28 protein-coding genes, 2 tRNA genes and 1 other RNA gene are annotated in these 26,180 nt (G+C 52.1%); 8 read left to right on the forward strand and 23 right to left on the reverse strand.

Annotated features, from left to right (window positions below):
• Positions 1-73: 73 nt before the first annotated feature.
• Both mce and CVU71_13280 read right to left on the reverse strand, forming a co-directional pair.
• Complete coding sequence (gene mce / locus CVU71_13275; protein ID PKN18459.1) at positions 74-475, reverse strand: methylmalonyl-CoA epimerase; 402 nt, start codon at positions 473-475, stop codon at positions 74-76.
• Between the two features lie 82 nt (positions 476-557).
• Positions 558-1,544, reverse strand: a complete 987-nt coding sequence (locus CVU71_13280; protein PKN18460.1) for a methylmalonyl Co-A mutase-associated GTPase MeaB — start codon at positions 1,542-1,544, stop codon at positions 558-560.
• Positions 1,545-1,801: 257 nt separating this feature from the next.
• Here CVU71_13280 and CVU71_13285 point away from each other — a divergent pair, with 257 nt between their 5' ends.
• Together CVU71_13285 and CVU71_13290 are read left to right on the forward strand one after the other, a co-directional pair.
• Entirely contained in the window at positions 1,802-3,349 is a 1,548-nt protein-coding gene (locus tag CVU71_13285; protein ID PKN18461.1) for an MFS transporter, read from the forward strand.
• An 86-nt stretch (positions 3,350-3,435) separates the two neighbouring features.
• Positions 3,436-5,289, forward strand: coding sequence for an acetyl-CoA hydrolase (locus CVU71_13290; protein ID PKN18462.1), 1,854 nt, complete (start codon positions 3,436-3,438; stop codon positions 5,287-5,289).
• A gap of 98 nt (positions 5,290-5,387) precedes the next feature.
• Here CVU71_13290 and CVU71_13295 read toward each other — a convergent pair whose 3' ends face one another.
• On the reverse strand, positions 5,388-7,904 hold the full coding sequence (locus tag CVU71_13295) for a hypothetical protein (GenBank protein PKN18463.1): 2,517 nt from the start codon (positions 7,902-7,904) through the stop codon (positions 5,388-5,390).
• A 442-nt stretch (positions 7,905-8,346) separates the two neighbouring features.
• Between CVU71_13295 and CVU71_13300 the strand changes: the two genes are divergently transcribed.
• The 3 genes from CVU71_13300 to CVU71_13310 all read left to right on the forward strand — a co-directional run bounded on the left by CVU71_13300 (position 8,347) and on the right by CVU71_13310 (position 10,760).
• On the forward strand, positions 8,347-8,739 hold the full coding sequence (locus CVU71_13300) for a hypothetical protein (GenBank protein ID PKN18464.1): 393 nt from the start codon (positions 8,347-8,349) through the stop codon (positions 8,737-8,739).
• Between the two features lie 81 nt (positions 8,740-8,820).
• A complete protein-coding gene (locus CVU71_13305; GenBank protein PKN18465.1) occupies positions 8,821-9,072 on the forward strand; it encodes a hypothetical protein in 252 nt (83 codons plus the stop codon).
• An 89-nt stretch (positions 9,073-9,161) separates the two neighbouring features.
• Entirely contained in the window at positions 9,162-10,760 is a 1,599-nt protein-coding gene (locus tag CVU71_13310) for a hypothetical protein (GenBank protein ID PKN18466.1), read from the forward strand.
• Between the two features lie 12 nt (positions 10,761-10,772).
• Here the strand turns inward: CVU71_13310 and CVU71_13315 are convergent, their stop codons facing one another.
• The 3 genes from CVU71_13315 to CVU71_13325 are packed head-to-tail and all read right to left on the reverse strand — an operon-like array spanning position 10,773 to position 13,073.
• Positions 10,773-12,104: a hypothetical protein gene (locus CVU71_13315; GenBank protein PKN18467.1), complete on the reverse strand. Its 1,332-nt coding sequence runs from the start codon at positions 12,102-12,104 to the stop codon at positions 10,773-10,775.
• A 35-nt stretch (positions 12,105-12,139) separates the two neighbouring features.
• The gene (locus CVU71_13320) at positions 12,140-12,589 is read right to left on the reverse strand and encodes a hypothetical protein (GenBank protein PKN18468.1); all 450 of its coding nucleotides are present in this window, start codon (positions 12,587-12,589) and stop codon (positions 12,140-12,142) included.
• A 10-nt stretch (positions 12,590-12,599) separates the two neighbouring features.
• Positions 12,600-13,073 carry a MaoC family dehydratase gene (locus CVU71_13325; GenBank protein PKN18469.1) on the reverse strand — a complete coding sequence of 158 codons (474 nt, stop codon included), beginning with the start codon at positions 13,071-13,073 and terminating at the stop codon, positions 12,600-12,602.
• Positions 13,074-13,225: 152 nt separating this feature from the next.
• On the opposite strand from CVU71_13325, the gene CVU71_13330 reads away from it, so the two are divergent.
• Together CVU71_13330 and CVU71_13335 are read left to right on the forward strand one after the other, a co-directional pair.
• Positions 13,226-13,507 (forward strand): hypothetical protein, encoded by a 282-nt coding sequence (locus CVU71_13330; GenBank protein ID PKN18470.1) that lies wholly within the window; start codon positions 13,226-13,228, stop codon positions 13,505-13,507.
• Between the two features lie 2 nt (positions 13,508-13,509).
• Positions 13,510-13,785 (forward strand): hypothetical protein, encoded by a 276-nt coding sequence (locus tag CVU71_13335; protein ID PKN18471.1) that lies wholly within the window; start codon positions 13,510-13,512, stop codon positions 13,783-13,785.
• Here the strand turns inward: CVU71_13335 and CVU71_13340 are convergent.
• Positions 13,738-14,268 (reverse strand): hypothetical protein, encoded by a 531-nt coding sequence (locus tag CVU71_13340; GenBank protein PKN18472.1) that lies wholly within the window; start codon positions 14,266-14,268, stop codon positions 13,738-13,740. The genes CVU71_13335 and CVU71_13340 overlap by 48 nt on opposite strands.
• A gap of 65 nt (positions 14,269-14,333) precedes the next feature.
• Between CVU71_13340 and CVU71_13345 the strand changes: the two genes are divergently transcribed.
• Positions 14,334-14,591 (forward strand): hypothetical protein, encoded by a 258-nt coding sequence (locus tag CVU71_13345; GenBank protein PKN18473.1) that lies wholly within the window; start codon positions 14,334-14,336, stop codon positions 14,589-14,591.
• A 183-nt stretch (positions 14,592-14,774) separates the two neighbouring features.
• Here CVU71_13345 and CVU71_13350 read toward each other — a convergent pair whose 3' ends face one another.
• The 16 genes from CVU71_13350 to CVU71_13425 all read right to left on the reverse strand — a co-directional run bounded on the left by CVU71_13350 (position 14,775) and on the right by CVU71_13425 (position 26,176).
• Positions 14,775-14,978, reverse strand: a complete 204-nt coding sequence (locus CVU71_13350; GenBank protein PKN18474.1) for a hypothetical protein — start codon at positions 14,976-14,978, stop codon at positions 14,775-14,777.
• Positions 14,979-15,155: 177 nt separating this feature from the next.
• Entirely contained in the window at positions 15,156-15,869 is a 714-nt protein-coding gene (locus CVU71_13355; GenBank protein PKN18475.1) for a (2Fe-2S)-binding protein, read from the reverse strand.
• 14 nt (positions 15,870-15,883) lie between these two features.
• Positions 15,884-17,746 carry an NADH-quinone oxidoreductase subunit F gene (locus CVU71_13360; protein ID PKN18476.1) on the reverse strand — a complete coding sequence of 621 codons (1,863 nt, stop codon included), beginning with the start codon at positions 17,744-17,746 and terminating at the stop codon, positions 15,884-15,886.
• The gene (locus tag CVU71_13365; protein ID PKN18724.1) at positions 17,743-18,228 is read right to left on the reverse strand and encodes an NADH-quinone oxidoreductase subunit NuoE; all 486 of its coding nucleotides are present in this window, start codon (positions 18,226-18,228) and stop codon (positions 17,743-17,745) included. Before CVU71_13365 ends, CVU71_13360 begins: the two co-directional genes overlap by 4 nt.
• A 62-nt stretch (positions 18,229-18,290) precedes the next feature.
• Positions 18,291-19,220 carry a pyruvate ferredoxin oxidoreductase gene (locus tag CVU71_13370; protein ID PKN18725.1) on the reverse strand — a complete coding sequence of 310 codons (930 nt, stop codon included), beginning with the start codon at positions 19,218-19,220 and terminating at the stop codon, positions 18,291-18,293.
• An 8-nt stretch (positions 19,221-19,228) separates the two neighbouring features.
• On the reverse strand, positions 19,229-20,404 hold the full coding sequence (porA, locus tag CVU71_13375) for a pyruvate ferredoxin oxidoreductase (GenBank protein ID PKN18477.1): 1,176 nt from the start codon (positions 20,402-20,404) through the stop codon (positions 19,229-19,231).
• A gap of 1 nt (position 20,405) precedes the next feature.
• The gene (porD, locus tag CVU71_13380) at positions 20,406-20,684 is read right to left on the reverse strand and encodes a pyruvate ferredoxin oxidoreductase (GenBank protein ID PKN18478.1); all 279 of its coding nucleotides are present in this window, start codon (positions 20,682-20,684) and stop codon (positions 20,406-20,408) included.
• A gap of 9 nt (positions 20,685-20,693) precedes the next feature.
• The gene (locus CVU71_13385; GenBank protein PKN18479.1) at positions 20,694-21,242 is read right to left on the reverse strand and encodes a pyruvate synthase; all 549 of its coding nucleotides are present in this window, start codon (positions 21,240-21,242) and stop codon (positions 20,694-20,696) included.
• Between the two features lie 104 nt (positions 21,243-21,346).
• A complete protein-coding gene (locus CVU71_13390; GenBank protein ID PKN18726.1) occupies positions 21,347-21,922 on the reverse strand; it encodes a fumarate hydratase in 576 nt (191 codons plus the stop codon).
• Positions 21,923-21,927: 5 nt separating this feature from the next.
• Entirely contained in the window at positions 21,928-22,794 is an 867-nt protein-coding gene (locus tag CVU71_13395) for a fumarate hydratase (GenBank protein ID PKN18480.1), read from the reverse strand.
• 141 nt (positions 22,795-22,935) lie between these two features.
• Positions 22,936-23,535 carry a recombination protein RecR gene (locus tag CVU71_13400; GenBank protein ID PKN18481.1) on the reverse strand — a complete coding sequence of 200 codons (600 nt, stop codon included), beginning with the start codon at positions 23,533-23,535 and terminating at the stop codon, positions 22,936-22,938.
• A gap of 8 nt (positions 23,536-23,543) precedes the next feature.
• Positions 23,544-23,858, reverse strand: a complete 315-nt coding sequence (locus tag CVU71_13405) for a YbaB/EbfC family nucleoid-associated protein (GenBank protein ID PKN18482.1) — start codon at positions 23,856-23,858, stop codon at positions 23,544-23,546.
• Positions 23,859-23,862: 4 nt separating this feature from the next.
• The gene (locus tag CVU71_13410; GenBank protein PKN18483.1) at positions 23,863-25,638 is read right to left on the reverse strand and encodes a DNA polymerase III subunit gamma/tau; all 1,776 of its coding nucleotides are present in this window, start codon (positions 25,636-25,638) and stop codon (positions 23,863-23,865) included.
• A gap of 81 nt (positions 25,639-25,719) precedes the next feature.
• An RNA gene (gene ffs / locus CVU71_13415) (signal recognition particle sRNA small type) lies at positions 25,720-25,817 on the reverse strand.
• A 109-nt stretch (positions 25,818-25,926) separates the two neighbouring features.
• Positions 25,927-26,020 (reverse strand) — tRNA-Ser (locus tag CVU71_13420).
• Positions 26,021-26,082: 62 nt separating this feature from the next.
• Positions 26,083-26,176: transfer RNA gene (locus CVU71_13425), tRNA-Ser, on the reverse strand.
• Positions 26,177-26,180: the final 4 nt, after the last annotated feature.

The raw sequence follows: 26,180 nt of genomic DNA on the forward strand, positions 1-26,180 counted from the left end.
TCGCGGCGGGGGCGGAGTTGCTTTCTCCGCTTTTGCCTGAGGCCTGTAATCATTAAAGACCTCAGGCCGGTCCTTATTTTCTTTCACTCAGTTCCAGCAGGATGCCGCCCGTGGATTTGGGATGCACAAAAGCGATTCTCGCGCCGCCTGCGCCGTAGCGTGGCTTTTCATCAATCAGGCGGACGCCCCGGGCCTTGAGTTCGGCAAGCGCCGCCTCGATGTTGTCCACGCGCAACGCCATGTGCTGAATGCCTTCGCCGTTTTTTTCAATATATTTGGCAATGGGGCCGTCTTGTGATGTGGATTCCAGAAGCTCGATTTCCGAATCCCCCACCGGGAAAAAAGATACCTTTACTTTTTGTTCCGCCACTTCTTCCACGCCAGTCGACTTAATGCCCAGCATTTCATAGAATTTGGCGCTTTCCGCCAGATTCTTTACAGCGATGCCGATATGATCAACCTTTAAAATGTTCATGTTGTTCTCCTTGTATTTCGTATCTCGTCGTTCGTATTTCGTATCTTGTGAAGCAGGTTTTACCCTGAACCTTGCTGCTTTTTTAAAACTTCCGCCCCTTCAGGCAATCCAGTACACGGGCCGCGGCGGTAGTCGGGGTGATGATTTCTTTTTCAACGTCCTCCATTGAGTCGGCCAGAACCCGCGCCGCCGGGCTTTCGTAAAACCACTCCTGAACGCCTTCCCGCACCATAAACTTCAACCATTCTCTGGCCTGTTCCTTCCTCTTTTTCTGGAGTTCGCCGCTTGCAGTCAGTTTGCTGCGATGGTCGAGGATAATATTTAAAATATTATCCAGTCCGTCCATGGTGACGGAACTGCAGGTGACGACCGGCGGTGTCCAGTTGCGATAGGGGGCGGAGAGCAGATGAAACGCCGTTTCATACTGCCGCCTGGCCAGTGCGGCCCGTTCAATGTTGTCGCCGTCGGCTTTGTTGACGGCGACGGCATCGGCCAGCTCCAGAACGCCTTTTTTGATGCCCTGCAATTCGTCGCCGCCTCCGGCAATCATCAGCACCAGAAAGAAATCCACCATGGACACCACGGTTACTTCCGATTGACCGACGCCGACGGTTTCGATCATGACCACGTCGAATCCCGCCGCCTCACAGGCCAGCATGGATTCACGCGTCTTGCGCGCCACGCCGCCCAGCGTTTTGCCGGACGGGGAAGGCCGGATAAAAGCCTTTTCGTTTACAGCCAGTTTTTCCATTCGCGTTTTATCCGCCAGGATGCTGCCGCCCGTTTTAGGCGAGCTGGGATCAACCGCCAGTACGGCAACCCGGTATCCTTTCCGGGTCAGCATGGTTCCGAAGCTTTCGATAAACGTGCTTTTACCTGCGCCCGGCAGACCCGTAATGCCCAGGCGCAGCGCCCTGCCCGTGTAAGGCATCAGCCTGTCCAGGATTTGCCGTGAAAATTCCTGATCGGCGGGCAAAGAGCTTTCAATGAGCGTGATCGTTTTGGCCAGCATCCGCCGGTCCCGGTCAAGGACGCCCTGAACGTAAGTCTGCACATTTCGTTTTTCCATAACCTGTTCCATTGTCCGGTCTTTTATACCGACAGGCGCTGCGATAGGCAACCAATTTTTTTATCCGGATGGGGGTTTCATTTTCCCGGATGGTCGGCGGAGGCAGTCACCATGACTTAAGCTCTGTGTAAAGGAAAGGCTGTAAGGTTGTCAATAAATTGAATTGTCAAACCCGATGGTTTCAGTTATAGCTCCGGGCATAAGGGATCGTTTCACGGCCTTTCATTTTGCCTGTATTTGAAGGAACGGACAATGCCATGATGAAAGCGGAGAGCGGCGCAAAACAGAACGGATGGGGCGGGGAAACAACCGCTTTTCTTGCCCTGTTCCTGGACAATGCCGGCGTGCTGATCTTTTTAAACGCCATCCTGGTCTTCACTTTCAACTATCCCGTGGATATTATCCTGACGCGCATGATTCCGGGCACGGCCATCGGCGTCTTCATGGGCGATCTTGTTTATACCTGGCTGGCCATCCGGTTGAAAAGAAAAACCGGACGTCCGGATGTCACGGCAATGCCGCTGGGTCTGGATACGCCGTCCACCATCGGCATTGCTTATGCGGTCCTGGGGCCTGCCTACGTTGTCACCCGTGACGCTGAGCTTGCCTGGCACATCGGCATGGCCACGCTTTTCATGATCGGCGTCGTTAAAATAATTATCTCTTTTTTCGGCGGATGGATTCAGCGCAATATTCCCACAGCGGGGCTTTTGGGTTCCATCGCCGGCATCGGATTGATGCTGCTCGGCTTTCTGCCGCTCATCGAAATATTCAATGAGGCTGTGGCCGGCATGGTAGCCATGGGGCTGATCTTTGCCGCGCTCTACAGCAAAATGCGCCTGCCCGGGCGAATTCACGGCGTTTTGGCAGCGGTGCTTTTCGGCACGGTGATTCATTTTGCGCTGGGCTTCAGCGGCTGCCTGCCGGAGTATCAGGCGCCCTCCTGGGAGATGCATCTGTGCCTGCCGCTGTTTTCCGTCGATTTTCTCAAAACCCTGCCGCAGAGTATTCAGTATCTGCCCATTGCCATTCCCTTCGGTATTCTGACGATCATCGGCGGCATCAATAACACGGAAAGCGCCCGCCTGGCGGGCGACCAGTACCGAACAAGGGATATCCTGCTGACCGAGGCTTTGACGTCGCTCATTTCGGCTTTCTTCGGCGGCGTGGCGCAGACGACGCCTTATATCGGCCATCCCGCCTATAAAAAAATGGGAGCGACCTGGCGTTATACGCTGGCCACCGGCCTGGCCATCGGTATCGGCTCCATGGTCGGGCTGATGTCGCTGTTTGTCAGCCTCATTCCGCGCGCGGTTATCGCCCCCATTTTCATTTTTGTCGGTTTTGAGATCATTCATCAGGCCTACTCCGAATCGCCTCCATCCCATTCTCCGGCGGTGAGCCTGAGCTTTCTGCCGGTCATTGCCAGCCTCGTGGTGATTATTCTCGGACAGTTCACAGGCGCCATGAACATGACACCCGGCGAACTGCCGCTGCGTCTGCAACACCTGCATCAGACGCTGACCATGCTCAGCAACGGATTTATTCTGACAGGGCTGCTCTGGGGCAGCATGCTCGCCTTCCTGATCGATCACCGGGCGAAACTGGCGGCATTATGCGCCGCCCTCTGCTCGCTGCTCACGCTCTTCGGCGTCATTCATTCCGTCATGCCCACCGGAGAACTTTATCTGCCCTGGCGGATGGCATCAAACGCTCACTACATGCTCGCCCTGGCCTATCTGGCACTTGCGGGCATTTTGTTGATATTGACGGGGAAAACGGATAAAGAACAAACACGATCATAACATTGCTTCCCGTTCCGGTGATTGTTTCAGCCGGCGCCGCAGGAGTTGAAGGCAATATGGATTCTATTTAATTTCAGGAGGGACACGTGGCAAAAACATACAAGGACAAGGTTGTTTCCGCGCAGACGGCAATCAACTCCATCTCACGCGGCAAGAGGGTTTTCATCGGTTCTTACTGCGGCGAGCCGCAGCATCTCGTGCGGGCGCTCATTGCCCATACGGACCATTTCTCCGATGTGGAAGTCGTCCGCTTTCTTAATCTGGAAGGGTCGCTGATGGGGCTGGTCGCGGAGGAAACGAAAGGGCGCTGCTACCACGTGCGCTCCATCTATCAGGGATCGGGCATGATCAAGGGGCTCACGGCTTCCCGGCGTTTTCTCACGCCGATGAATCTTTATACGGTGCCTGCCTTGTTTCATCAGCGCCATATTCCCATTCACTATGCCCTGATTCAGACTGCGCCCCCCGATGCGTTCGGGTGGCTTAATCTGGGCGTTTCCGTGGACATCACGCTGGCTGCCGCTCATGCGGCCGACGTCGTTATCGTCCAGGTCAACCCGAATATGCCGGTGATTCCGGGCTATGGCATGATTCATGTGGATGAGGTGGATTACATTGTCGAACACCAGGAAGATCTCCTGACGGTTTACCCCACGCCTGAAATCAAAAGCGCGGATCGGGTAGCCAGGCTGCTGTCCAACCTTGTGGAAGACGGGTCGACCCTCCATATCAGTCCAGGTTTTACGTCAGAACTCATTTTGGATGCTCTGGGCGGTAAGTGCGATCTGGGCGTCCACTCCCTGATGATCCTCGATGCCATGCAGGAACTGGCCAACCGCGGTATCATCACAAACCGGAAAAAGGGATTTAACGAAGGCAAGATGGTTGCTTCCGGCGCCATAGGCTCCGATGAACTTTACCATTTTCTGAATGGAAACCCCGCCATTGAATTCCGGCCGTGCGATTATGTAAGCAATCCGGCCATGATCGCGCGTCACAATAAGATGACGGCTATCAACCGTGTAACGTCCATCGATCTCAAGGGGCAGGTGGCGGCCGACGGGATTGCACAGAACCATTTTGCCGATGTGGCAGGCCTGGTGGACTTCAGCCGGGGGGCGGCCATGGCGCCTTCCGGCAAGTCCATTGTTGTTGTCCAGTCGGTTGCCGACGACGGTCAATCCAGCAACATCGTTCTGGAACAGGCAGCGGGAACCGTGGCCATCCCGGCGGCCGATGTGACTTACGTGGTCACCGAATACGGCGCCGTCAACCTGTTCGGCAAAAACGTGCAGGAACGCGCCATGGCCATGATCAGCGTCGCCCATCCCGATTTTCGCGAGCAGTTGTTTGAACAGGCCAGGCGCGAGGGTTTAATCGGCCAGGAACGCAAGTTGTATGAATCCCAGTTTGGCGTCTATCCGGCCTGGCTGGAGGAAGTGTTGAATGTCGCCGGTCAGAAGATCACGCTGCGTCCCGTCAAAACCGTTGATGAACGGCTCATTCAGGAGCATTTTTACGAAATGAATGAACAGGACATTGCCAAGCGCTTTTTTGGAAGGCGGCATCACTTTTACTGGGATGAAGTCAAAGACATGTTTATTGTCGATTACATCCGGAATTGCTCTATCGTCGCCTATCTGGGCGAAGAGGGGTACGGAAAAATCATCGGCATCGGCGGGTATTTTCTGGAAGGAAGCGGCGCCGGAGAGGTTGCCTACTCCGTAGCCAATGACTGGAAAGGAAAGGGGATTGCCGTAAAGCTTCAGCAAAAAGTTGTGGACGCCGCTTTGGCGAACGGCCTGACGGGTCTTGACGCCCTGGTTCTCAAGGAAAATTTTTCCATGCTCGGTCTGTTTAAGAAGCTGCCGTATCAGATTCGCACGTCCTATGAGGATGGGGTCTTAACCCTGAAATGCCGGTTTGATGAGCCGGCATGACCATGTCCCGGAAAGAAAAGTTTTCAATGACGGCCTCTGTCCATCAGGCGTCGGTTGCATGACAGGGCTGCTCCGGTAACAGTGCAGAGAATCATCCGCTAGGGAATTTGTTGTGACGATTCCGACAGGACTTTGCGAAGCGCCATGCCGATGTTTTCAAGCAGGTAGGGTTTTTGGACATAAGCGCCGGCGCCGAGTTTCATGGCCTGCTTGACGCGGGCTGTTTCTGAAAATCCGCTGACGATGATGGCCTTTTGTCCCGGGTGCTTTTTCAGAATGCGCTTGTAGGTTTCCAGACCGTCAATTCCCGGTTCCATCAGCATGTCCAGAACCAGAACATCGGTGCTCTGATGATTCATGTAATCAACTGCATCTTCGCCGCTGGCCATGGCTTTGACCTGGTAACCCAGTTTGGACAGCATGCTTGTGGCCACTTCTCTCTGGTCGTGGATGTCGTCGATGACCAGGACCGATTCGCCGCGTCCCATATAAGTATCCGGAGACATGTCTTTCGGACGCTTGCTGTCAATGGTCTCATGCGTGGCGGGAAAATAAATCGTGAAGGTGCTTCCCCTGCCCGGTTCACTTTGCACGTCAATGTAACCGTCATGATCCTTGATGGTCCCCCAGACGACAGACAGACCCAATCCCGTTCCGCTTCTGCCCATCACTTTTTTGGTGTAGAAAGGTTCGAATATTCGGCCGATATCGGAAGGCGAGATGCCCTGACCGCTGTCACAGATAGTCAGGGCAACATAGTCGCCCCGGCGGACTTCGGTGCCGTCGGAAAGAGGTTTGTCCAGATAACAGTTGCCGGTGGTGATGGTGACCTCTCCCTTATCGGTAATGGCTTCAGTGGCGTTGGAGATGAGATTCATCAGCGCTTTTCCCAGATGCACGGGCATTCCCTTCATGTTGAGCAGATCACCGGCAAGCACCTTGTCAAATGTAACATGAGGGTGGTAGGATTGAATGCGGTCGAATTCCGGTGTTTGCAAAAAATCAGATATAATGTTGTTGAGATTGACCACTTCCGTCGATACGTTGACGCCGCGTCTGGCCATGGTTAACATGTCCTGAATGATGGCCGTTCCTTTTTCGCTGGATTTCAAAATGTTGTGCAGATATTTCGTTAACGGATTATCTTTCTCTATTTTGGTCAGCATCAGCTGCGTATAGCCGACCAAGACGCCCAGAACGTTATTGAGATCATGTGCGACGCCGCCGGCCAGCGTTCCCAGAGATTCAATTTTTTCGACGCGGTGCAGCCTTTCTAACAGGATCCTGCGTTCCTCCTCCGCCTGTTTTCTTTCCGTGATGTCTCGGGTAATGAAAACAACGCCGTTGATTCCGTCGTAATCAATCAGATTTTTCCCCAGGGTTTCAAAAGTTCTCCATGTTCCGTCGCCTCTTAAACCGCGAAATTCGGTTGTGTCTCCCTGATTAGTCTTGTCCATCAGACCGGCGAACCGGCTTCGAACCAGGGCCTGATCGTCAGGGTGGATAAATTTCAGAAACGATTTGCCGGGAAAGGTTTCAAGCGGGTAACCGAAAATGCCTTCGGCGGACGGACTGTTGTATGTTATCCGTCCTTTTGTGTCCAGAATGGTGATCACGTCCGACGACCGTTGAATCAGCGTCCGGAAACGGTCCTCACTTTTTCGCAGGGCCTCTTCAGCTTCCTTTCTTTCGGTGATGTTGACAAAAACCATCTGAGCGCCGACCGGTGTGTCGTCTTTTTTTAGAATGGTGGTGATGACCTCGGCCCATACGGGGGATTTGTCTTTTCTGGCAATGGGGAGCTCAAAACGTCTGGGGATATCGCCCTCCGTCCGGGCCGCGAATCTTTCGAGCAGACGACTGCGCGATTCATCATCAAACGATTCCAGGCCGAAACCATCTTTGCCGATAACCTTCTCCCGGGACCATCCCATCATTTCCTCGATGCGCTTGTTGATGTAGAGGACTTTTCCCGACATATCGATTCTGCCGACGCCAATCGGGGCGGTCTCGATAAAATCACGGTATTTTTCTTCGCTTTCTTTCAGGGCTTTTTCCACTGCTTTACGCTCGGCAAGTTCATCGGAGAGTCGGGCATTAATCAGGGATATCTCCGCCGTCCGTTCTTCCACGAGTTCTTCAAGGTGTTGACGATAGGAATCCAGTTCGGTTTCCGTCTTGCGCCGGTTTGTAATGTCATGGACATTCATGACGAAGCCCTTAACAATACCGTTATGCAGCAGGTTGAAGCCGATGCCTTCCAGAACACGGGTTGAACCATCTTTGTGCCGGATGCTGAAGGCGTTGGAGATTTTAATTTCCTTTGTCAGGACGGATTTGCCGAAATCCAGAATTGCCCGGGGAATATCGGCCGGGATAATGTAATCGAAACCGCTTTTCCCGATGAGCTCTTCCGGTTTATATCCGAGATGCAGCTCAATGGCGGGATTGACATAAGTAATGACGGCTTTTTTATTAACAATGATGATAATGTCTGATGAATTCTGTGTAATGGCGCGGAAGAACGATTCGCTTTTTTTTAAGTCCGCGATTTGCTGCTTCAAAAATTTAATTTCATCGCCACTGGAAGTTGAAATGCTCAATTTATAATTCATCCCTCTAACTATTTTCAATTCCGGTTGCCGGTTTTCAAGCGGCTCTTTTTATACAACATTAAATCGATCATCGCAAAGTCTTATTTATTTGCAGGGTCATTTCAGCAAAAAGGTTTTTTACTTCCCTGCAAGAGTTGCAAAAAAAGAACAGACGGGGAATCAGGAAGAAATCTTTGGTGCTGAATCGTCAGCTCACATGAGCAATTCAAAATTTTTTTGTATTAAAATTTCCATACAGTGGGGATGTAAAGCGCTGCTTGAAGAATTATTCCCTAGTTGCTGGGGAGTTATTCCCCGATGACATCCGCTTCGAAACTGCGAAGACCGGTGCTGATAATGTTTCATGCATGATTACAGGCATATAGGTAAGTTACCGCCGATTCCGAAGTTGGCATGCTGGTTGCTATACACATGAACAGAACTGATGGGGAGATGGCTGTTGATGAAAAAAACTTTGGTTTGCATGGCAGGCGTGATTTGTCTTTTGGCCGCATTTGCATTGGCCGCCGACAAGCCCGCAACAGTGTCAAACCAGGGAGCCGTACTGAAAACGACTAACGTCAAAACGGCTAAGATGAATGCCAGGGGAAAGGTTGTTGAAATTTCCGACAAGGCCATCAAGATCGAACGAGGCATTAAAGGCAACCTGGAAATCATGGAGTTAGCGCTGGAGAATCCGGTGCAGGATATCGCAGTGAATGATTCCGTAAAAATCGTTTACAGTGTTAAAGACGGGAAACTGACGGCATCGAGAGTAGCCAAGCTGGGGGCAAAAAATCCCGGCAAAAATGGAATAAAGCAGTCAAAAGAGAAACCAGCATCTGCTGCGAAGTAATTCGTACGATGCCTTTCTATAGGTGGAGTCCCTAAATAAAAGAGGGGTTATTTAAAAACTATTAACAAGGAGGATTTTAAGATGAAGCGTATTGTATTGTTAGTTGTTGCATTGGTTTTCGCATTTTCTATGTCAGTTATGGCAGCCGATAAGGCAGCCGCACCCGCAGCTCCCGCCGACAAGGCCGTAGCAACCGATAAGGCACCGGATGCCGACAAGAAAGCAGACGCAAAGAAACCCGCAAAGAAAGCAAAGAAAGCAAAGAAAGCAAAGAAGGCCGAAAAGAAAGCCGACGAGAAGAAAGCTGAAGAAGCTGCTCCGGCCGCAAAATAAGTTTTTATAACTTATGATTGTGCACGAAAAGGGATGAGTGAAAACTCATCCCTTTTTTTTGCACGCGGCGTCCATGAAACCACGCCGATTTGCGCAAAGTCCTCGTGGTTTATTTTATTTCTTTCTGCTATATGTTTTCCACCATGTTGAAAAATTTGCTGACAAAAATTATCGATTACAACAGCAATTTAACCGTGCGGTTCAGGCTTGTGGCGCTGACGGTGGCAGGTCTTGCCGTTACCATGGCTATCTGGGGGATTATCCATCTGACCGCCCTGGACAGAATTCTGGTTGATCAGCAGGTGAAAAGAATGGAAGGCGTCGCGGATACCGTCAGTACATTTTATCAGCATTTTCCGACCAGGCAGGGCATCGCCGCTCTTGATTTGGCCCTGAAGGATCACATTCAGGCGGACGTCCGTCTGGCCAGAATCGATATTTTTGATACGCGCCGCAACCATGTTGATTATGTTGCCGGCGCCAGCCGTGTCCAATATGAATGGCCGGATAATATTGTGGCCGAAGTCAGCGCCAAAGGAAAATCGCGTTATGTCAAGCTGGAAACAGACTCGGGACCCTCTCTGGGGCTGCTCTATCCCGTTTCCGGAGAAACCAAGGATTCCCGCATCATCGTCGGCATTATTGCGTTTTCACGGGCGAATGCGGAAATTATGAACCGCGCGCGGCAATTGCTGATCTTCAGCAGCGCCGGGCTGCTGCTGGCCATCCTATTGCTCTTGGCCGTCAGCTATGGCTGGATGATCGGACGGCCGCTTAAAATGATTATCGAAACGATTGATGAATTTCAGAAAGGGCGGTATGTGAAACGCATTCCCATCGTCCGGGAGGATGAATGGGGGCAACTGGCCGATCATTTCAATCAGATGGCCGACGAAATTCAAAACGTTATGGCCAGAAATCTCGATCTGACCAGCCATCTGGCGGATCGTGTCCGCGAAGAAACGCTCAACGTCGTTCAACTGCAAAAACAGGTTGATGATCTGAAACAATTAACCGCCCTGGGGCAATTAACGGCCAACCTGGCTCATGATTTAGGAACACCGCTTCATTCCATTGCGGGGCTTGCCAAACTGATGCTGGAGCGGGAAGGCTGGCCGCCGGATGTTGCGCATAAGTTAAATTTGATTGTCGAACAGACCCAGAGGCTGGACAATGTCATTCAGAATGTGCGCAAAGCCACGCGCCTTCCGGAACTTCATTTTGAATTGATGACCGTGCATAAAATTTTGAACGACACACTGCCGCTGGTCGAGCCTCTGATCCAGAAAAGTCATGTGACCATTGATGTGCACATTGACCGGTCTACCGCATCTTTATATGTTGATCGTTTCCGGATTCAGACCGCGCTCATGAATATCATCCAGAATTCCATTGACGCCATGCCCGCCGGCGGCAAAATCAACATATCCGCCGAAGATGACCGTACGGCAAAGACCATTAAAATCCTGATTGCCGATAACGGGCAGGGGATTGCGGCTGATCACCTGAAAAAAGTCTGTGAACCGTTTTTCAGCTCCCATGAAGATGAAGGAATGCGCGGTCTGGGGCTGGCCATCGTTCGTGATATTGTTAAGGCGCACGGCGGCCAGATGGACATGCAAAGCATGCCGGGCAGCGGAACTTCCGTCATCCTTTACTTACGAATGGCTGATCAGGTGAGCGAATAAAAACAGGGAATATTATTTTTCATCCGTGAGACCATAGCGGCGGATTTTCATGCGCAATGTTTTGCGGTCAATGCCCAGAATCTCGGCGGCCTTGGATTGATTCCAGGAGGTTTCTTTCAGGGTCTGGAGAATTTGCTCCCTTTGCACTTCTTCCAGCGGCGTCATATCCTGCAGGCCCGGACTCTTTTTGGGTTCCGCCTTTTGCCGGAAACGGTCCGGCAAATTTTCCGGCAGGATGACTACAAAAGGCGAAAGCAGCAGGGTTTGCTGCAGGACGTTTTCCAGTTCGCGCACATTGCCCGGCCAGTCATAGGCCATGAGCAATTCCAGGGCTTCCATCGAAACACGCACACCGGGGTATCCCAATTTCTTCAGCATGGCCTCGATCAGCAGGGGAATATCGTCCCGGCGTTCCCGTAAAGGCGGAATGCGCAGCCGTACGATAAAACGATAGAGGAGATCCAGGCGAAAACCGCCTGAATTGACTTCTTCATCAATATTTTTATTGGCGGCGGCAACCACGCGGACCGCGACATGGCGCACGTCGTGTCCGCCGATTCTGCGCACTTCGCCGTCCTGCATAAACCGCAGGAGCTTGCTTTGCAGCGCCGTGGACATTTCCGTGATCTCATCCAGAAAAATGGTGCCGCCCTGAGCGGATTCAATCAGGCCCATATGCTGATGATCCGCGCCGGTAAAGGAGCCTTTTTCATAGCCGAAGAGTTCCGATTCGAGCAGGTTGTCGGGAATCGCGCCGCAGTGCACAACCACAAAAGGCTTCAGGCGGCGCGTGGACATGTGATGGAGGGAGCGCGCGGTCAGTTCCTTCCCCGTGCCGCTTTCGCCTTCAATGAGCACGCTGGCCGGAGAATCGGCGACCCGGGCAATTTGTTTGTAAAACTCAACCATAGTTGCGGAAGAGCCGATCAGCTTCGCCTCTTCGATGGCGGCAAGCGGGCCGTTCGACCGCCGCTCCCGCAACTCCCGCACCTCCAGAACTTTTTTAACAAGCGTGCGGCAGTCTTCGGGTGAAAAAGGTTTGCTGATGTAATCCCAAGCACCCAGACTGATCGCTTCCATGGTGGTTTCCAGAGAGCCGTAGGCAGTCATCAGGATGACGGGCAGGTTCGGCCATTTTTTCTGAACTTCGCCTAAGAATTGCAGACCGTCCATGCCGGGCATGCGAATATCGGACATGAGTAAATCATATTTTGACAGATCCTGTCTCAGCGCGTCAAGGGCGGAGGTAAATGCGGTAACGTCATAGCCGTCGCGCAGCAGAACTTCCTGGAGAAATTCACAGGCGACGGCGTCATCATCAATCACTAATATACGGGCTTTCATAAAAACACCTGCTATGACGGGTGAAGAGAAAAATATTAAGGCAGAGACGCCACGAAAGAGCCTGTAAGCTTCCGGCTGCCCTGCGCATCCTGAGCAATGATATCGCAGCGGATTCTTTTTTCACCGTTTTCTTCATACTTTTCGATTACCTTACCGCTCACGGTGATGGTTGCCCGGTCCTTGGTCTGTTCGAAATCATCCAGATTAACCGGCAGCGTCATGCTCATGAAATGCACGGAAAATTTTTTTAAATATTTGTTGTCGATCCAGGAGGTGATGGCTTCCCCCGCGATCCCCATAATAAACATGCCATGGGCAATGACCGTATCCATGCCGATGGCTCTGATAAAGCTGTCATCGTGGTGCAGGGGATTAAAGTCGCCGGATGCCCCGGCATAACGCACGAGTTGCGTCCGGGTGATGGGCGCGGACGTATAGACCGGGATGGCATCGCCGACTTTTATCGCGTCAAAATTTATTGTCATGTCGTCATTCCTATCTTTCCATAAAGGTCGTGCGCGCTCTGACAACCAGTTCCCCTCTTTGATTGATCATTTCCGTTTCCAGAACCGTTACCTGGATATGCAGGCCTCTTCGTCCCGGCTTACCACGATCATACATGTCGACAACCTTCATTTTGCGGGTAATCACATCGCCCGCACAGATCGGCGCAAAGTATTCGTATTCTTCCTCGCTGTGCAGGAGCCGGTTCAAATCGGCGCCCAGCGCGTCGACTGTTCCCAGCAAGCCGCCGCCCGTCCAGAATATAAAACTCGAGGGGAAAGTAGGCGGGATGGGAATGTTTTCGAAACCGGCGCTTTGAGCCGCATTTTCATCGCGATAAATATCCCTGATATGATCGACATCATCCTTCTGTGAAATGGCGGCGACAAATTCAGCGATTTTGTTTTTTTCGACTTTTATCGAATAAAGCGGGAATTCCATGCCGAGTTTCGACTTATCCGCCATAGCACCCTCCGGAAGAATAGTATTATGTGTTACGACGCATACCACATCCAGACCGGAATTTCACGTCTTAATGACACGGCCATATCACGAATCAGGCAGAGCCGCTGAAAGCCGCTTGACAAGCAATACATCTTGCCTGTACTTTGGCAGTCATGAAGATCTGCCGGAGCTGTAAAAAAGAAATTCCCGTTGATCTCTTTGTCGGTCGGCAGGAGCAGTGTCCCTTCTGCGGAGCAGATCTCCACAGTTGCCTCAACTGCACCTTTTATGAGCGCGGCGTCTATAATGACTGCCGTGAAGCGCAGGCCGAGCGGGTTTTGGATAAGAGCCGCTCGAATTTCTGCGACTACTTCCGCTTTCAAACGGTTAAGAAAGATTCCCAGTCCGTTGCGTCTGACCCAAAAACCAGGCTGGAGTCCTTATTTAAAAAATAACATTGCGGGAAGCCGTGCGGTCCGTGAATCCGGGCCGGCATGCGCTGATGGTCAGGGTCCTGCGCGTTCAGCCGGAGACTTTTTTAAACGCTGTCCGGACAGCAGGCGCAGACGGCGGCTGGCGAGCCCAGTTTTTAAAAAAAAAAGCAGCACCCCCGTATGGGTGCTGCTTTCAAGGTTTCCGTGCGCGTGTTTATCTCACAACATGTTTTCTTCCAGCGGCTTTGCCGTTAAAACTCCTTTTTTCCCATACCGATCAGGACCGTCTGTTTTTTTAGGGTTGAACCGGTCTTGTCTGTTTTTGCGGCAAACTTGAATGCCTCGCCCGCATCATCTTGCTCCGTCTTGAAAATGGACATGACACTGGCCAGATTTTCCGCGTTGCCGGCGGTCTTTTGCGTGGTGATGTTCATCTCGGCAATGGCCCGGCCCACCTGATCAATGCCCTGGGATTGCTCCTTGGAGGCTACAGCGATTTCACTCATCAGATTGACTACTTTATTAGCACTGGCTGTGACCTCACTGAATGCAGTGCTTGTAATACCCACCAGACTTTCTCCGTTCTTGACCTTGTTAACAATATCTCCGATCAAATCGGAGGATCCTTTTGCCGATTCCGTCGCCCTCATGGCCAGATTCCGCACTTCGTCGGCCACGACGGCAAAGCCCGTTCCTGCTTCACCGGCGCGGGCCGCTTCCACGGAGGCGCTGAGCGCCAGCAGATTGGTCTGAAACGCGATCTCATCGATGCTTTTGACAATTTTCTGGGTCTGTTAAAATTTATAAAAATGCTTATCCGTCGGCGGTCACTTTAAGCGGCATGTCCATGGCCAACGTCAAAGTTCCCGCACTGGTTGGCCGGAATATTTTAGGTATTAAGGATGCCGACGGCAAGCCGTTTGTCCAGATGTCTCTTGATAAACGAAAAAAGAATTTCAATGATCCTACTCTCGAGACAGAGTGTAAATGGATGGATAAGACGACCAAAAAAACTGAAACGCGAACTCTGATCGGCGCCGGGTATTCCTGCGGCGGACAGATCGGCGATATCAGTTTATCGGTAACTTATGAAGGAAAAATGTAGTTCAGTTCAAAGCTGAAAAGCAATTAAAAACCGCATCGCTCCGGGATCCGTCTGCGGCCTCCGGAACGATGCGGGGCTTGTCCGATAGAAATCCATCTTCCGGCAAAAGTCAGTTTGAACTGTCCTCCTTGAGTGCAAAAAGAGGGGGTCAGAATCTGTTCGTGCCTTACGGCCGGTCTGGTCTTAACATCTCAAAAAGATTTTTAATAAATAACCCGTTTCATAAAGTGCTTCTTCCTGCGGGGCTGAAAAGTTACCGATCGTGCTTTGATCGTCATTCAATATCGCTTCGGAAGCGAAGCATGAGGAAAGATGCGAAAAGGAAACAACGGGCGCGGCTGATATTTTTTCGGGGTTTATGGTGATTTCAGCAGCTGATGGTTTCATGTGTTTATAATACCCCATTATTTGATGAATTTGCCATTACTTTATTGAAAGCCAAAGGCATACGGTCTGTCTTTGATCTTTTTGACAGCAATATTAACGACTCCCAATGGCCGGAAAGGTATAAAAAAACCCGGCCGCAAAGGGCCGGGTTTCTTTTGTTTGGTGGTCAGATGCTTCTTAGCGGCATTCCGTGCAGGTGGTTAGTTCCTTGAAAGGCACGCCGGTTTTTTTGCTGATGAATTTCAACTGATCGACGGGCGCGAAATATTTGCCGCATTTCTCACAGGTCTGCATTTTGAAGGTGCGTCCCCAGATTTTGCGTTTATCGCCGGTCGAGAGCATTTCAATATGGCCGGTGGGGCAGACATAGACGCAGGCGCCGCAGCCGATACAGACATCCGATTTTTCATGATAAGGGGTGCCGACTTCTTTATAAGATCCCCGGGAAAATAAACCGATGGCGCTCACGCCTACCACTTCTTCACAGACGCGCACGCAGGAGCGGCACAAAATGCACTTGCCTTTGTCTGTATCTGCGGCATACCGGGCTTGGGGTTCCACGCCCATTTCCCCGGCTATCTTCTGGAGCACGTCGGATTCGGGGCAACGGGCTAAAAGCAATTCCATGACCAGGCGTCGAACATTTTGCACCCGGGGGCTTTTGGTGTCGACAATCAAACCGTCCTCCACGCCGTAGAGGCAGGAGGTGACAATTCGGGTCCGGTTGCCTTTTTTGATTTCGACCACGCAAAGTCTGCATGCACCGGATCGGGACACGGATTCATGCGCGCAAAGGGTGGGGATCGAAATGCCGGCGCCGCGAATGGCTTCCAGAAGCATCGAACCTTTCCGGGCCGATATATTTTTTCCGTCAATAATCATATTTACCATGATGTCTTCTACCTCTACTTCACGTTGATTGCATCAAATTTACAGCTCTGAATACAGGCGCTGCAACGGGTGCATTTATCGTTATCAATACTGTGAGCTTTCTTCTTTTCGCCGGTGATGGCCTGCACAGGGCAGGCCTTGATGCATACGCCGCAGCCGGTGCATTTTTCCGCGTTGATGCTGTAAGTGATGAGCGCTTTGCAGACACCCGCCGGACAGCGGTGATCTTTGATGTGCGCTTCATATTCCTCGCGGAAATACTTGATCGTGCTCAAAACCGGGTTGGGAGCGGAGCCGCCGAGAGCGCAAAGCGACCCGTCGGCAATCGCGGACGACATGGTTTCCAGAAGCTCGATATCTCCTTCTCTGCCTTTCCCTGCGCAGATATCTTCCAGGATGTCGCTCATCCGGCGAATACCTTCACGGCAGGGGACGCATTTGCCGCAGGACTCTTCCTTGAGGAACTCGAGAAAGTAACGGGCGACGTCCACCATGCAGGATTGGTCGTCCATGACGATCATGCCGCCGGAACCCATCATGGAGCCGACTTCATAGAGTTTGTCGAAATCAACGGGGATGTCCAGCAGGCTTTCGGGAATGCAGCCGCCCGACGGACCGCCGGTTTGCACGGCCTTGAACTTGCGGCCGTTGGTAATACCGCCGCCCATGTCATAGATGATTTCATAGAGCGTGGTGCCCATGGGGACTTCAATCAGGCCCGTGTTGTTGATTTTGCCGACCAGAGAGAAAATTTTCGTTCCCTTGGACCCTTCTGTTCCGATCCCAGCGTACCAGTCCGCCCCTTTATTGATAATCAGCGGAACGTTGGCCCATGTTTCGACGTTGTTGAGGACGGTGGGCTTGTCATAAAGGCCTTTTTCCACCGCGTGGACATATTTGGCGCGCGGTTCTCCGGCGCGGCCTTCGATCGAAGCAAACAGAGCGGATGATTCACCGCAGACGAATGCTCCTGCGCCTTTGTTGATATGAATATCAAACGAAAAATCCGTGCCCAGAATATTTTTCCCTAAGAAGCCCAATTCTCTCGCGGCTTCAATCGCAATCGTGAGATGCGTCACCGCTAGCGGATATTCGTTTCTCACGTAAATGTAGCCTTCGTGCGCGCCTACCGCGTAAGCGCCGATGATCATGCCTTCAATGACGCTGTGGGGATTGCCTTCCATGAGACTGCGGTCCATATACGCGCCGGGGTCTCCTTCGTCGCCGTTGGCGATGACATACTTGGGCTCGCCATGTGCTCTGCGCACACCTTCCCACTTGACGGCCGCATGAAAACCACCACCGCCGCGGCCTCTGAGTCCGGCCTTTTTCACTTCCATGATGACGCCTTCCGGGGTCATTTCAGAAAGCGCCTTGCCCAGCGCCTGGTAGCCGTCGATGGCCAGATAATCCTCGATCCGGCTCGGATCCAGCATACCGTTTTGGCCGAACACCACACGGTTCTGCTTTTTATAGAAGGGCAGGTCGTCTTCGCGATACAGGGTTTTTTGCGTCTCCGGATGGCGGTAGACCAACCGGCTGATGACTTCGCCTTTGGCCAGGGTTTTGGAGACGATTTCCGCGACGTCTTCGACTTTCACATGCTGATAAAAATACTTGTCGGGATGGATGACGATCATGGGCCCCTTTTCGCAGAACCCCAGACAGCCGGTAGCGAGGACATCCACGTTCATCAGAACATCCACGTCCATTTTTTGTTTTTTTAATTCGGCCTCGAGGGCCTCTTTGACCTTGAGACTGCCGGAAGCACGACAGCCGGTGCCGGCGCAAATGGTGACAAACTTTTTCTTCGGGCCGTAATATTTTGCCAAATTATCGTAAATCTGGAGGGCTTGGGTATCCGGTTTTTCGTTCATTGCTGTGCCCCCTCTTCGTTAATTTTTTTAATGATTTTATCAACCTTGTTCATTGTTACCTGGCCGTGGTAGTCGGTATTGATGACGACGACGGGTCCCAGCGCGCAGGCGCCCACGCAGTTGACGGTTTCGAGTGAGAACTTTCCATCGGGCGTCGTTTCACCGGGCTTGATGCATAGCGTGCGTTCAAACTTGTCCTGCAGGGCGGATGCACCGCGGACATGGCAGGCCGTTCCCTTGCAGATTTTGACCACATGTTTTCCGCGCGGCTTCAAACTGAAGGCGGTGTAAAACGTGGCCGCTTCATACACCCGGCTCATCGGCACATTCATCACGCTGGCCGCTGTTTTCAAGGCTTCTTTCGGAAGGTAATTGAAGGCTTCCTGAATATCCTGCAAAACGGCAATCAGCGCGCTTTTGTTGCTTTTGTGCTTTTTGATGATTTGCTTTGTTTTTTGCTTAATTTCACTGACGTTTGTCATGCTTTTTTCACCTCGGTATTCTTTGGGGGGTAAAGCCCCGTTATTCATTATGCATTGCCTGTTTAGAGAAATTTTGCTTTTTCTACAAGTTTCTTAAACTCAACCGTTATTTTTTCCTGGATCATATCGATTTCATCCGCGGTCAGGTGACGGAAACGGCCCTGAGGCTTGAAATAATCTTTGATCGGTTTAAGTTTTTTCGGCATGTCCGGAGACATGCGATAGTGGCCGTTTTCCACTTCAAACAGCGGGAAAACACCCGTTTCCACGGCCAGGCGTCCCATGGATACCGCCGTTTGTGACGGGCTGCGCCAGCCGGTCGGACAAACTGAGAAGCAGTGAATATAAGAAGGCCCCTTAATGCTTTTGGCTTTTTCCATCTTGCGGATAAAATCCAGAGGATAGCTGGGACAGACGGTGGCGACATAAGGAATGTTATGTGCGACCATGATTTCCGGCATGTTCTTTTTCCAGGTTTTCTGCCCCATGCTTACTTTGCCCGCCGGAGCGGTCGTGGTGGATGCGCCCATCGGCGTAGCGCTGGAGCGCTGAATGCCCGTGTTCATATAAGCTTCATTGTCGAAGCAGACGTAAATCATATCATGGCCGCGTTCCATGGCGCCGGAAAGCGCCTGAAATCCGATGTCCATCGTGGCGCCGTCGCCGCCCATGCCGACAACTTTGACATAGCGGTCGTCAATTTTGCCTTTTTTGCGCAGCGCTTTGAGGCCCGCTTCAATGCCGGAAGCGACAGACGCTGCGTTTTCGAAGGCCACGTGAATCCAGGGAACTTGCCATGCCGTCGTGGGAAACATGCTGGAGACGATTTCCATACAACCGGTCGCGGAAGCAATGACCGTGTTTTCACCCAGCGCCTTGGCCATCAGCCGAACGGCCAGCACTTCAGCGCAACCGGAGCAGGCCCGGTGGCCGGATGATAGTAATTCCTGCTTATTAATCAGCCGCGGGGCAAATAATTCAAAATTTTCAATAATATTCATTATTCTCTTACCCCCCAGAATTCATAGGTGTCAGCAGCCTGGTTTCCCGTGTCCGCCAGAACTTTTTCAAACATTCCGGTGAAATCGTGCACGGTAACGTCGCGGCCGCCCAGTCCGTAAATGTAATTGTAAATCAAAGGCCGTTGAGTTTCGGCAAAAAGAGCGGATTTAATTTCTGAAAAAACAGGTCCGCCGGGACCGCCGAACGATACGGCGCGGTCGGTCACAATCAATTTCTTGACGTTTTTAACGACTGCCTTAAGCTCGTCAAACGGGAAGGGTCTCCAGAGTCTCAGCTTGACCAGACCCGCCTTAACGCCTTTGGCGCGCAGTTCATCGATGGCCATTTGAGCGGTTTCACCCATCGAGCCCATGGTCAGAAGCAGGGTGTCCGCGTCATCCGCCTTGTAAGTTTCGACCGGCTTGTAGTTGCGGCCGAACAATCTTCCCCACTCGTCCCAGACTTCCAGAATGACTTTTTTGGAGTTCTTGATGGCTTCGTCCTTGGCCTTCATGATTTCCGTAAAATAATCGGACATGGCGAAGGCGCCCATCGTTGCCGGCTTTGCGGGATGAAGCGTTGCGTGGGGAACAAACGGGGGCAGGAATTGATTTACTTCTTCCTGTGTCGGCATTTCAAAAGGTTCCACCATGTGCGTTAACTGAAAACCATCAATATTAATATTGACCGGCAACATGACGTCTTTGTGCTCGGCGATTTTGAAGGCAATGATGGACATATCAATGGATTCCTGTCCGTTTTCCACAAAAATGGAGATCCAGCCGGAATCGCGCTGCGGCATAATGTCGGAATGATCGTTTAAAATATTCAGGGGGCCGGAGACCGCCCGGTTGGCTATCGCCATGGTGATCGGCAGACGCATTGCCGAAGCGATAGGCAGCAATTCATGCATATACATCAGTCCCTGCGAACTGGTAGCCGTGTAGGAACGGGCTCCCGTGCCGGATGCGCCAATCACCGCGCTCATGGCCGAGTGTTCGGATTCAACCGTCACGAATTCCGCATCGATTTTGCCGTCTGCGACGAGGTCGGACAGATGTTCCGCGATGTGTGACTGGGGTGTAATGGGATAAACGGCTGCCATGTCGATATTGCAAAGTCCGACGGCTTCCGCAACGGCAACTGCCACTTCCATACCTATGCGTTTGCCCATGTTATCCCTCCTCTATCATCTTGATTGCGCGGGGCCAGCACTCATGCGAGCAAATGCCGCAGCCCTTGCAATAATCCATATTTGCCACAAAAAAACCGTCTTCGCTTTGCTGAACGCATCCTTCGGGGCAAAAAACGTAACAGATGCCGCACTTGATGCATTTCGTGTTGTCCCAAATGGGTCGTTGCGACCGCCAGCTTCCCGTATGGTACTCGCTGGCGCTACCCGGCTCGGACACAACACAGCCGATGGGAAGTTCCCGCCATGTCTTTAATGTCATACTTACCTCTTAATTGATTATTTTGATTTCGTCGTATGCCCGTTTCATCGCGTTGAGATTCTTCTGGGCGATTCTGCCAAACCGGTGTTCAATCGCATCCTTCATCGCGTCAAGTTCCATGACGCCGACGACTTTGAGGAGTGCACCGATCATGGTCGTGTTGGCAATGGGGACACCCATTTCCTTGCGCGCGATGCCGGTGCCGTCCACCGTGGCGACCGCGCCGTTGAAGTTCAGCTCCTTGCGAATCTCTTCAGGTGTTTTAGGTGTGTTGACGATTAATTTTCCACTGGATTTTAATCCGTCGGTAACATTGACCAGACCGATCAGACTGGAGTCGAGCACCAGAACGACATCGGGCTCATAAATGCCCGAGCGGACGTTAATTTTCTTGTCATCAATGCGGGTAAACGCCGCAACGGGCGCCCCTCTTCTTTCCGGGCCGAAACTGGGAAATCCCTGAGCATATTTTCCTGCGGCAATTGCCGCAACTGCAAGCAATTCCACCGAAGTTACCGCTCCCTGACCGCCCCGGCCATGCCATCTGACTTCTATCATTTACCTATTTCTCCTTCATAAACTTTACACAAAACGACCGCCTTCCATAATATAGATGGTATTTTGAGTCAATATCTTTTCTCGGTATCATAATTCGATTGATATTACAATATGATGCGCCACTTGCTCTGTTCGGATTGGTAAAGATCGCGGCCTTTGGAATCGTTGATGACCACTATCGGCAGATCAACAACGGTCAATTTGCGGATGGCTTCCGGCCCCAGGTCTTCATAGGCGACCAGTTCCATTTTTTTCACGCATTGTGCGCCGAGTGCGGCGATGCCGCCGATTGCGCCGAAATACACCGCTTGGTATCGCCTGATTGCTTCCACGACTTCCGGCGAACGGTTACCTTTGCCGATCATTCCTCTCAACCCGTGTTTGATCAACGCCGGTGTGAAAGCATCCATCCGGTAGCTGGTGGTAGGTCCGATCGAACCGATGATTTTGCCGGTCGGCGTGGGCGAGGGGGCGGCGTAGAAAATGGTTGCAGTCGATAAATCGACCGGCAGGGGAAGACCTTTGGTGAGCGCCTCATACAAACGGCGGTGAGCGGCGTCTCTGGCTGTGTAAACCTCGCCGCTCAAAAGCACCATGTCGCCCGCCCGCAATGAGGCGCAGATATCGGCGGTCAGCGGCGTCTGAATACGGATGGGAGCGTTTTCACGAGGGGCGTTCATTTCTGTCATATCGTTTCTTCCCGGTGTCTGGCCACATGGCACTGGATATTGACGGCTACCGGCAGCGAAGCAATATGGCAGGGCATCATCTCAGCCTGGACGGCCAGGGTGGTGACTCTGCCTCCCAGGCCGGCGGGACCGATTCCCAGGGCATTTATTTTTTCGTAAAGCTCGCTTTCCATTTGTTTCAGGCGTTCATCCGATTCATTCTTTTTGCCTACCGGTCTCAAGAGGGCTTTTTTGGCGAGAATACAGGCCTGCTCGAGCGATCCGCCGATGCCGATGCCCACGATAATCGGCGGACAGGGATTGGCCGAGGCTTTCTCCACGGTTTCCATAACAAATTTTTTAATGCCGTCGATTCCCGCGGAAGGGGTCAGCATCTTGGCCGCGCTCATGTTTTCACTGCCGCCGCCCTTAGGCATGGCGATAATTTTTAATTGATTGCCGGGCACCATGTCCAGATGGATAACGGCGGGTGTATTATCCCCTGTGTTTTTCCTGGTAAAAGGATCGCATACGGACTTGCGCAGAAAGCCTTCTTCGTAAGCCTGGCGTACGCCTTCGTGAATGGCCTCCCGCAAGTCGCCGCCGACAATACGGATATCCTGTCCTATTTCAACAAACAATACCGCCAGTCCCGTATCCTGGCAGATCGGCATAGCGTCGCGGCAGGCAATATCGGCATTCTGAAGAATTTTTGTGAGCACCTGTCTGCCAATGGGCGATTCTTCACGGGCATGCGCACTTTGCAAAGCGGAAACCACATCCGCTCCCAGCTCGGTATTAGCCTTTATAAACAGGTTCTTGACGGTTGCCGTGACCCGCCTGGCAGTGATCCGCCGTAAAGTATTTCTTTTTTTATTTTCCATGAGTTATTTTTTTCCACTATCCACATGCCGCCTCAAAACAGTCAGAGGCAAGGCGCCCGAAAGCGCATCCGGCATGCGCCCGATGTACAGTCCGCATATGCGCAGCCCGGCGTATGCCAGGGGCTGTTTTCAGGCGCCATGCTACATGCCGCGACGGAATTCCAAAGACTTCGAAATGGTCATCTTGTCCACATATTTTAAATCGCCTCCCATGGGCACCCCCATGGCGATGCGTGTGATCTGAATATTGGAATCTTTGAACATCCGGGTAATCAGCAGCGCCGTGGCTTCGCCATGCACATTGGGATTCGTGGCCAGGATCAATTCCGTTATCCGGCCTTCGCTGATTCGTTTGGACAGCTCACCCAGGCGCAGATTTTCCGGTCCGATGCCGTCGAGCGGCGCCAGCGCGCCGTGTAAGACGTGATACATTCCATGGAAAAAACCGCTTTCTTCAATGGCCGCCAGTGCGTCCGGTTCTTCTACTACGCAGATCACGTGTTGATCGCGCGCCGGATTATTACAGATATGGCAGATGTCTTCTTCCGTCGGATTGAGGCAGATCCGGCAGAGCCGGATTTTCCGTTTTACTTCGACCAGGCTTTCCGCCAGTTTTTCCACGTCATCGGGGGTGGCGCGCAAAATATAGTTAGCGAGCCTGGCCGCCGTCTTTTCGCCGATTCCCGGAAGTTTGGCCAGTTCCTCAATCAGGCGTTTAATAGGTTGTGCGTAAGATTTCATGAGGCGCCTTACATGCCCATCCCGGGAATTCCCAGCCCGCCCGTGATCTTGGACATTTCCGAGGAAGCCATTTCCTGCGACTTGCGGATGCCTTCGTTTACCGCCGCCGCGATCAGGTCCTGCAGCATTTCAATGTCTTCAGGATTGACGACTTCTTTTTCAATTTTGAGCGACACAATTTCAAACTTGCCGTTGACGACAACGCGAACCATGCCGCCGCCTGCCTGCGCTTCGATGGTTTTATTCTCCAGTTCCTGCTGGAGTTTGCCAATTTTTTCCTGCATCTTTTTGGCCTGTTTCATGATGTTATTGATGTTATGCACTTTGCTATCCCCCCATCTTTTTTTCAGTAATTGGTTTAATGTCGATCAGTTCCGCGCCTTCAAACTGGGCCAGCACTTTCTGGAAAATCGGCGAGTTCATGGCTTCACGCTTGATGTCGTTTAAGTTGTTTGCTTTGGCGCCGCGTGTGCTGACATTATTGCCGTTTGTTTTTGGCGTTTCAATGGTTTGAATCTTCAGGGCAACCTTTTGTGAATAGTAAATCCCCGCGATCCTCTCCAGTTCTTCTTTTTGCGGCGATCTGGTGATGTCGTCGAGAAAAAGGCAATTGCCGGGAACACCCAGCGTTAGACAACCGTCTTCCAGTCCGAGAACTTCCGCCGTGTCAATTTTCGCCCCCAGCGGCGGATTTTCACTTTTAATGAAATTTTTCAAATCATCGCCTGGCGCAGGTTTGGCGGTTGGGCGGGGCTCCGTTTGGACGGAAGCCGTTTCCTGCCGGGGCATGGAAGACGATGGCTGACCGCTTCCCGTCGGCGAAGGCGAATGGGTCTGTTTGGTCATGCCCTGTTCGGCGTAACCTTCATTCGCGTGCGGCGGACCGTTCTGAAGCTTTTGCTCCAGCGCTTCGAGCGTCGCCATGATTTCACCTACCGGCAGGACCGGTTCCAGATAAGCCATTCTCACCAGGACGGTTTCAATTTTCATCCGCACTTCCTGGCTCCGGCGCAGGCTGTCGGCTTCATTAAGCAGAATGTCCAGATAACGCTGCAATGTTTCGCGGGAAACATTTTGCGTCTGATGTTTGAGTTTTGCCACCTGTTCCGGTGCGATATCAAAAGAAGAACTGTTGTCCGCGGCGATTTTGACCAGAAGCAAATTACGAAAATGTTTCAAGAGCATGGAGTAGAAGTGCTTCATATCGATGCCTGCCAGATAGGCTTCGGCCAGGATCGTCAGGCAGCTGCCGGCGTTATGGGCCAGGACGGTTTCGGAGAGGCGGTAAAGATACTTGCGGTCGGCCAGTCCCAGAATGTCTTCTACGTCCTCATCGGAAATGGTCAGGCCGGCATAGGAAATGACCTGGTCGAAAATGCTCTGAGCGTCGCGCATGCTGCCGTCGCCCGCTTCGGCAACCCAGGAAAGGGCCGTGGGGCTGATCGCAATGCCTTCCGCGGCGGCCACCTTGCCTAAATTGGCTGCAATTTCGCTTTGCGAAATGCGGCGGAAATCATAACACTGGCAGCGCGACAGGATCGTTGCCGGAACTTTGTTGTTTTCAGTCGTGGCAAAAATAAAGATCACATGTCCGGGGGGCTCTTCGAGCGTTTTTAAAAGCGCGTTGAACGCTTCCCGCGTCAGCATGTGGACTTCATCGATGATATAGATTTTATACTTGGATGCGGCCGGGGCGAATTTGACATTCTCCCTGAGCTCCCGGATTTCGTCGATGCCGCGGTTGGAGGCGCCGTCGATCTCGCGCACATCCATGGCGTTTCCATCCGTGATTTCAATGCAGTTTGGGCATTTGTTGCAGGGTGTGGCGGTCGGGCCTTTTTCGCAGTTGAGCGATTTGGCCAGGATCCTGGCCACGGATGTTTTACCGACACCCCGGGGGCCTGCAAAGAGAAAGGCGTGTCCGATCCGGCCTTGTCCGATGGCGTTACTTAAGGTCCGGACCACAGGTTCCTGACCTGCGACGTCGTCAAAGGTTTGCGGTCTGAATTTTCGTGCTAAAACCAGGTATTCCAAATGAACCTCGTTTTGTGGGTTTCCTGTACCGGATAACTCCTGCTTTGCGGGATGGTTCAACTGACCGATTCCACTTGTAACCTTGTGTGCCCTTAAGGCATCACGTTATGCGCTTTGCTTTCGGAATTGGAGTTTCGCTAAAATTAAACAGGTGACCGGGTTTACCGCAACACACGATGGTATTTGCTGCCGCTGCTTCCTTCCGGACCTGACGGGGTTCACAAGCCTTCGTTGTACGGGACCCGGCCATATTTCTGCCTGATCCAGACTCTTAATGGATAAATCGACAGGAATCAACCCAAATTTTAAGGACACATGTCTGAATGAAAAGGGTGAGATTTAACCTGCTGTAATTAATGGCGGAGAGTGGGGGATTCGAACCCCCGTGGGAGCTTGTGACCCCCAAATCGATTTCGAGTCGATCCCGTTACGACCACTTCGGTAACTCTCCGATTATCTCATGATCATTTTTCGATAGGGACGTTGGCATTCAACGCCCCTATCGTTAATATCTGGCGGAGAGAGCGGGATTCGAACCCGCGGTACACCTTTGTGGGCATACACACGATTTCCAGTCGTGCTCCTTCGGCCACTCAGACATCTCTCCGCGC

The sequence above is a fragment of the Deltaproteobacteria bacterium HGW-Deltaproteobacteria-6 genome (assembly GCA_002840435.1).
Taxonomy (GTDB): Bacteria; Desulfobacterota; Syntrophia; order Syntrophales; family Smithellaceae; genus UBA8904.

Bases quoted from the DNA above. Each gene is read 5' to 3' on its own strand.
- mce (PKN18459.1), bottom strand. From the start codon at position 475: ATGAACATTTTAAAGGTTGATCATATCGGCATCGCTGTAAAGAATCTG.
- CVU71_13280 (PKN18460.1), bottom strand. From the start codon at position 1,544: ATGGAAAAACGAAATGTGCAGACTTACGTTCAGGGCGTCCTTGACCGG.
- CVU71_13285 (PKN18461.1), top strand. From the start codon at position 1,802: ATGATGAAAGCGGAGAGCGGCGCAAAACAGAACGGATGGGGCGGGGAA.
- CVU71_13295 (PKN18463.1), bottom strand. From the start codon at position 7,904: ATGAATTATAAATTGAGCATTTCAACTTCCAGTGGCGATGAAATTAAA.
- CVU71_13300 (PKN18464.1), top strand. From the start codon at position 8,347: ATGAAAAAAACTTTGGTTTGCATGGCAGGCGTGATTTGTCTTTTGGCC.
- CVU71_13305 (PKN18465.1), top strand. From the start codon at position 8,821: ATGAAGCGTATTGTATTGTTAGTTGTTGCATTGGTTTTCGCATTTTCT.
- CVU71_13315 (PKN18467.1), bottom strand. From the start codon at position 12,104: ATGAAAGCCCGTATATTAGTGATTGATGATGACGCCGTCGCCTGTGAA.
- CVU71_13320 (PKN18468.1), bottom strand. From the start codon at position 12,589: ATGACAATAAATTTTGACGCGATAAAAGTCGGCGATGCCATCCCGGTC.
- CVU71_13325 (PKN18469.1), bottom strand. From the start codon at position 13,073: ATGGCGGATAAGTCGAAACTCGGCATGGAATTCCCGCTTTATTCGATA.
- CVU71_13330 (PKN18470.1), top strand. From the start codon at position 13,226: ATGAAGATCTGCCGGAGCTGTAAAAAAGAAATTCCCGTTGATCTCTTT.
- CVU71_13345 (PKN18473.1), top strand. From the start codon at position 14,334: ATGGCCAACGTCAAAGTTCCCGCACTGGTTGGCCGGAATATTTTAGGT.
- CVU71_13350 (PKN18474.1), bottom strand. From the start codon at position 14,978: ATGAAACCATCAGCTGCTGAAATCACCATAAACCCCGAAAAAATATCA.
- CVU71_13355 (PKN18475.1), bottom strand. From the start codon at position 15,869: ATGGTAAATATGATTATTGACGGAAAAAATATATCGGCCCGGAAAGGT.
- CVU71_13360 (PKN18476.1), bottom strand. From the start codon at position 17,746: ATGAACGAAAAACCGGATACCCAAGCCCTCCAGATTTACGATAATTTG.
- CVU71_13365 (PKN18724.1), bottom strand. From the start codon at position 18,228: ATGACAAACGTCAGTGAAATTAAGCAAAAAACAAAGCAAATCATCAAA.
- porA (PKN18477.1), bottom strand. From the start codon at position 20,404: ATGGGCAAACGCATAGGTATGGAAGTGGCAGTTGCCGTTGCGGAAGCC.
- porD (PKN18478.1), bottom strand. From the start codon at position 20,684: ATGACATTAAAGACATGGCGGGAACTTCCCATCGGCTGTGTTGTGTCC.
- CVU71_13385 (PKN18479.1), bottom strand. From the start codon at position 21,242: ATGATAGAAGTCAGATGGCATGGCCGGGGCGGTCAGGGAGCGGTAACT.
- CVU71_13390 (PKN18726.1), bottom strand. From the start codon at position 21,922: ATGAACGCCCCTCGTGAAAACGCTCCCATCCGTATTCAGACGCCGCTG.
- CVU71_13395 (PKN18480.1), bottom strand. From the start codon at position 22,794: ATGGAAAATAAAAAAAGAAATACTTTACGGCGGATCACTGCCAGGCGG.
- CVU71_13400 (PKN18481.1), bottom strand. From the start codon at position 23,535: ATGAAATCTTACGCACAACCTATTAAACGCCTGATTGAGGAACTGGCC.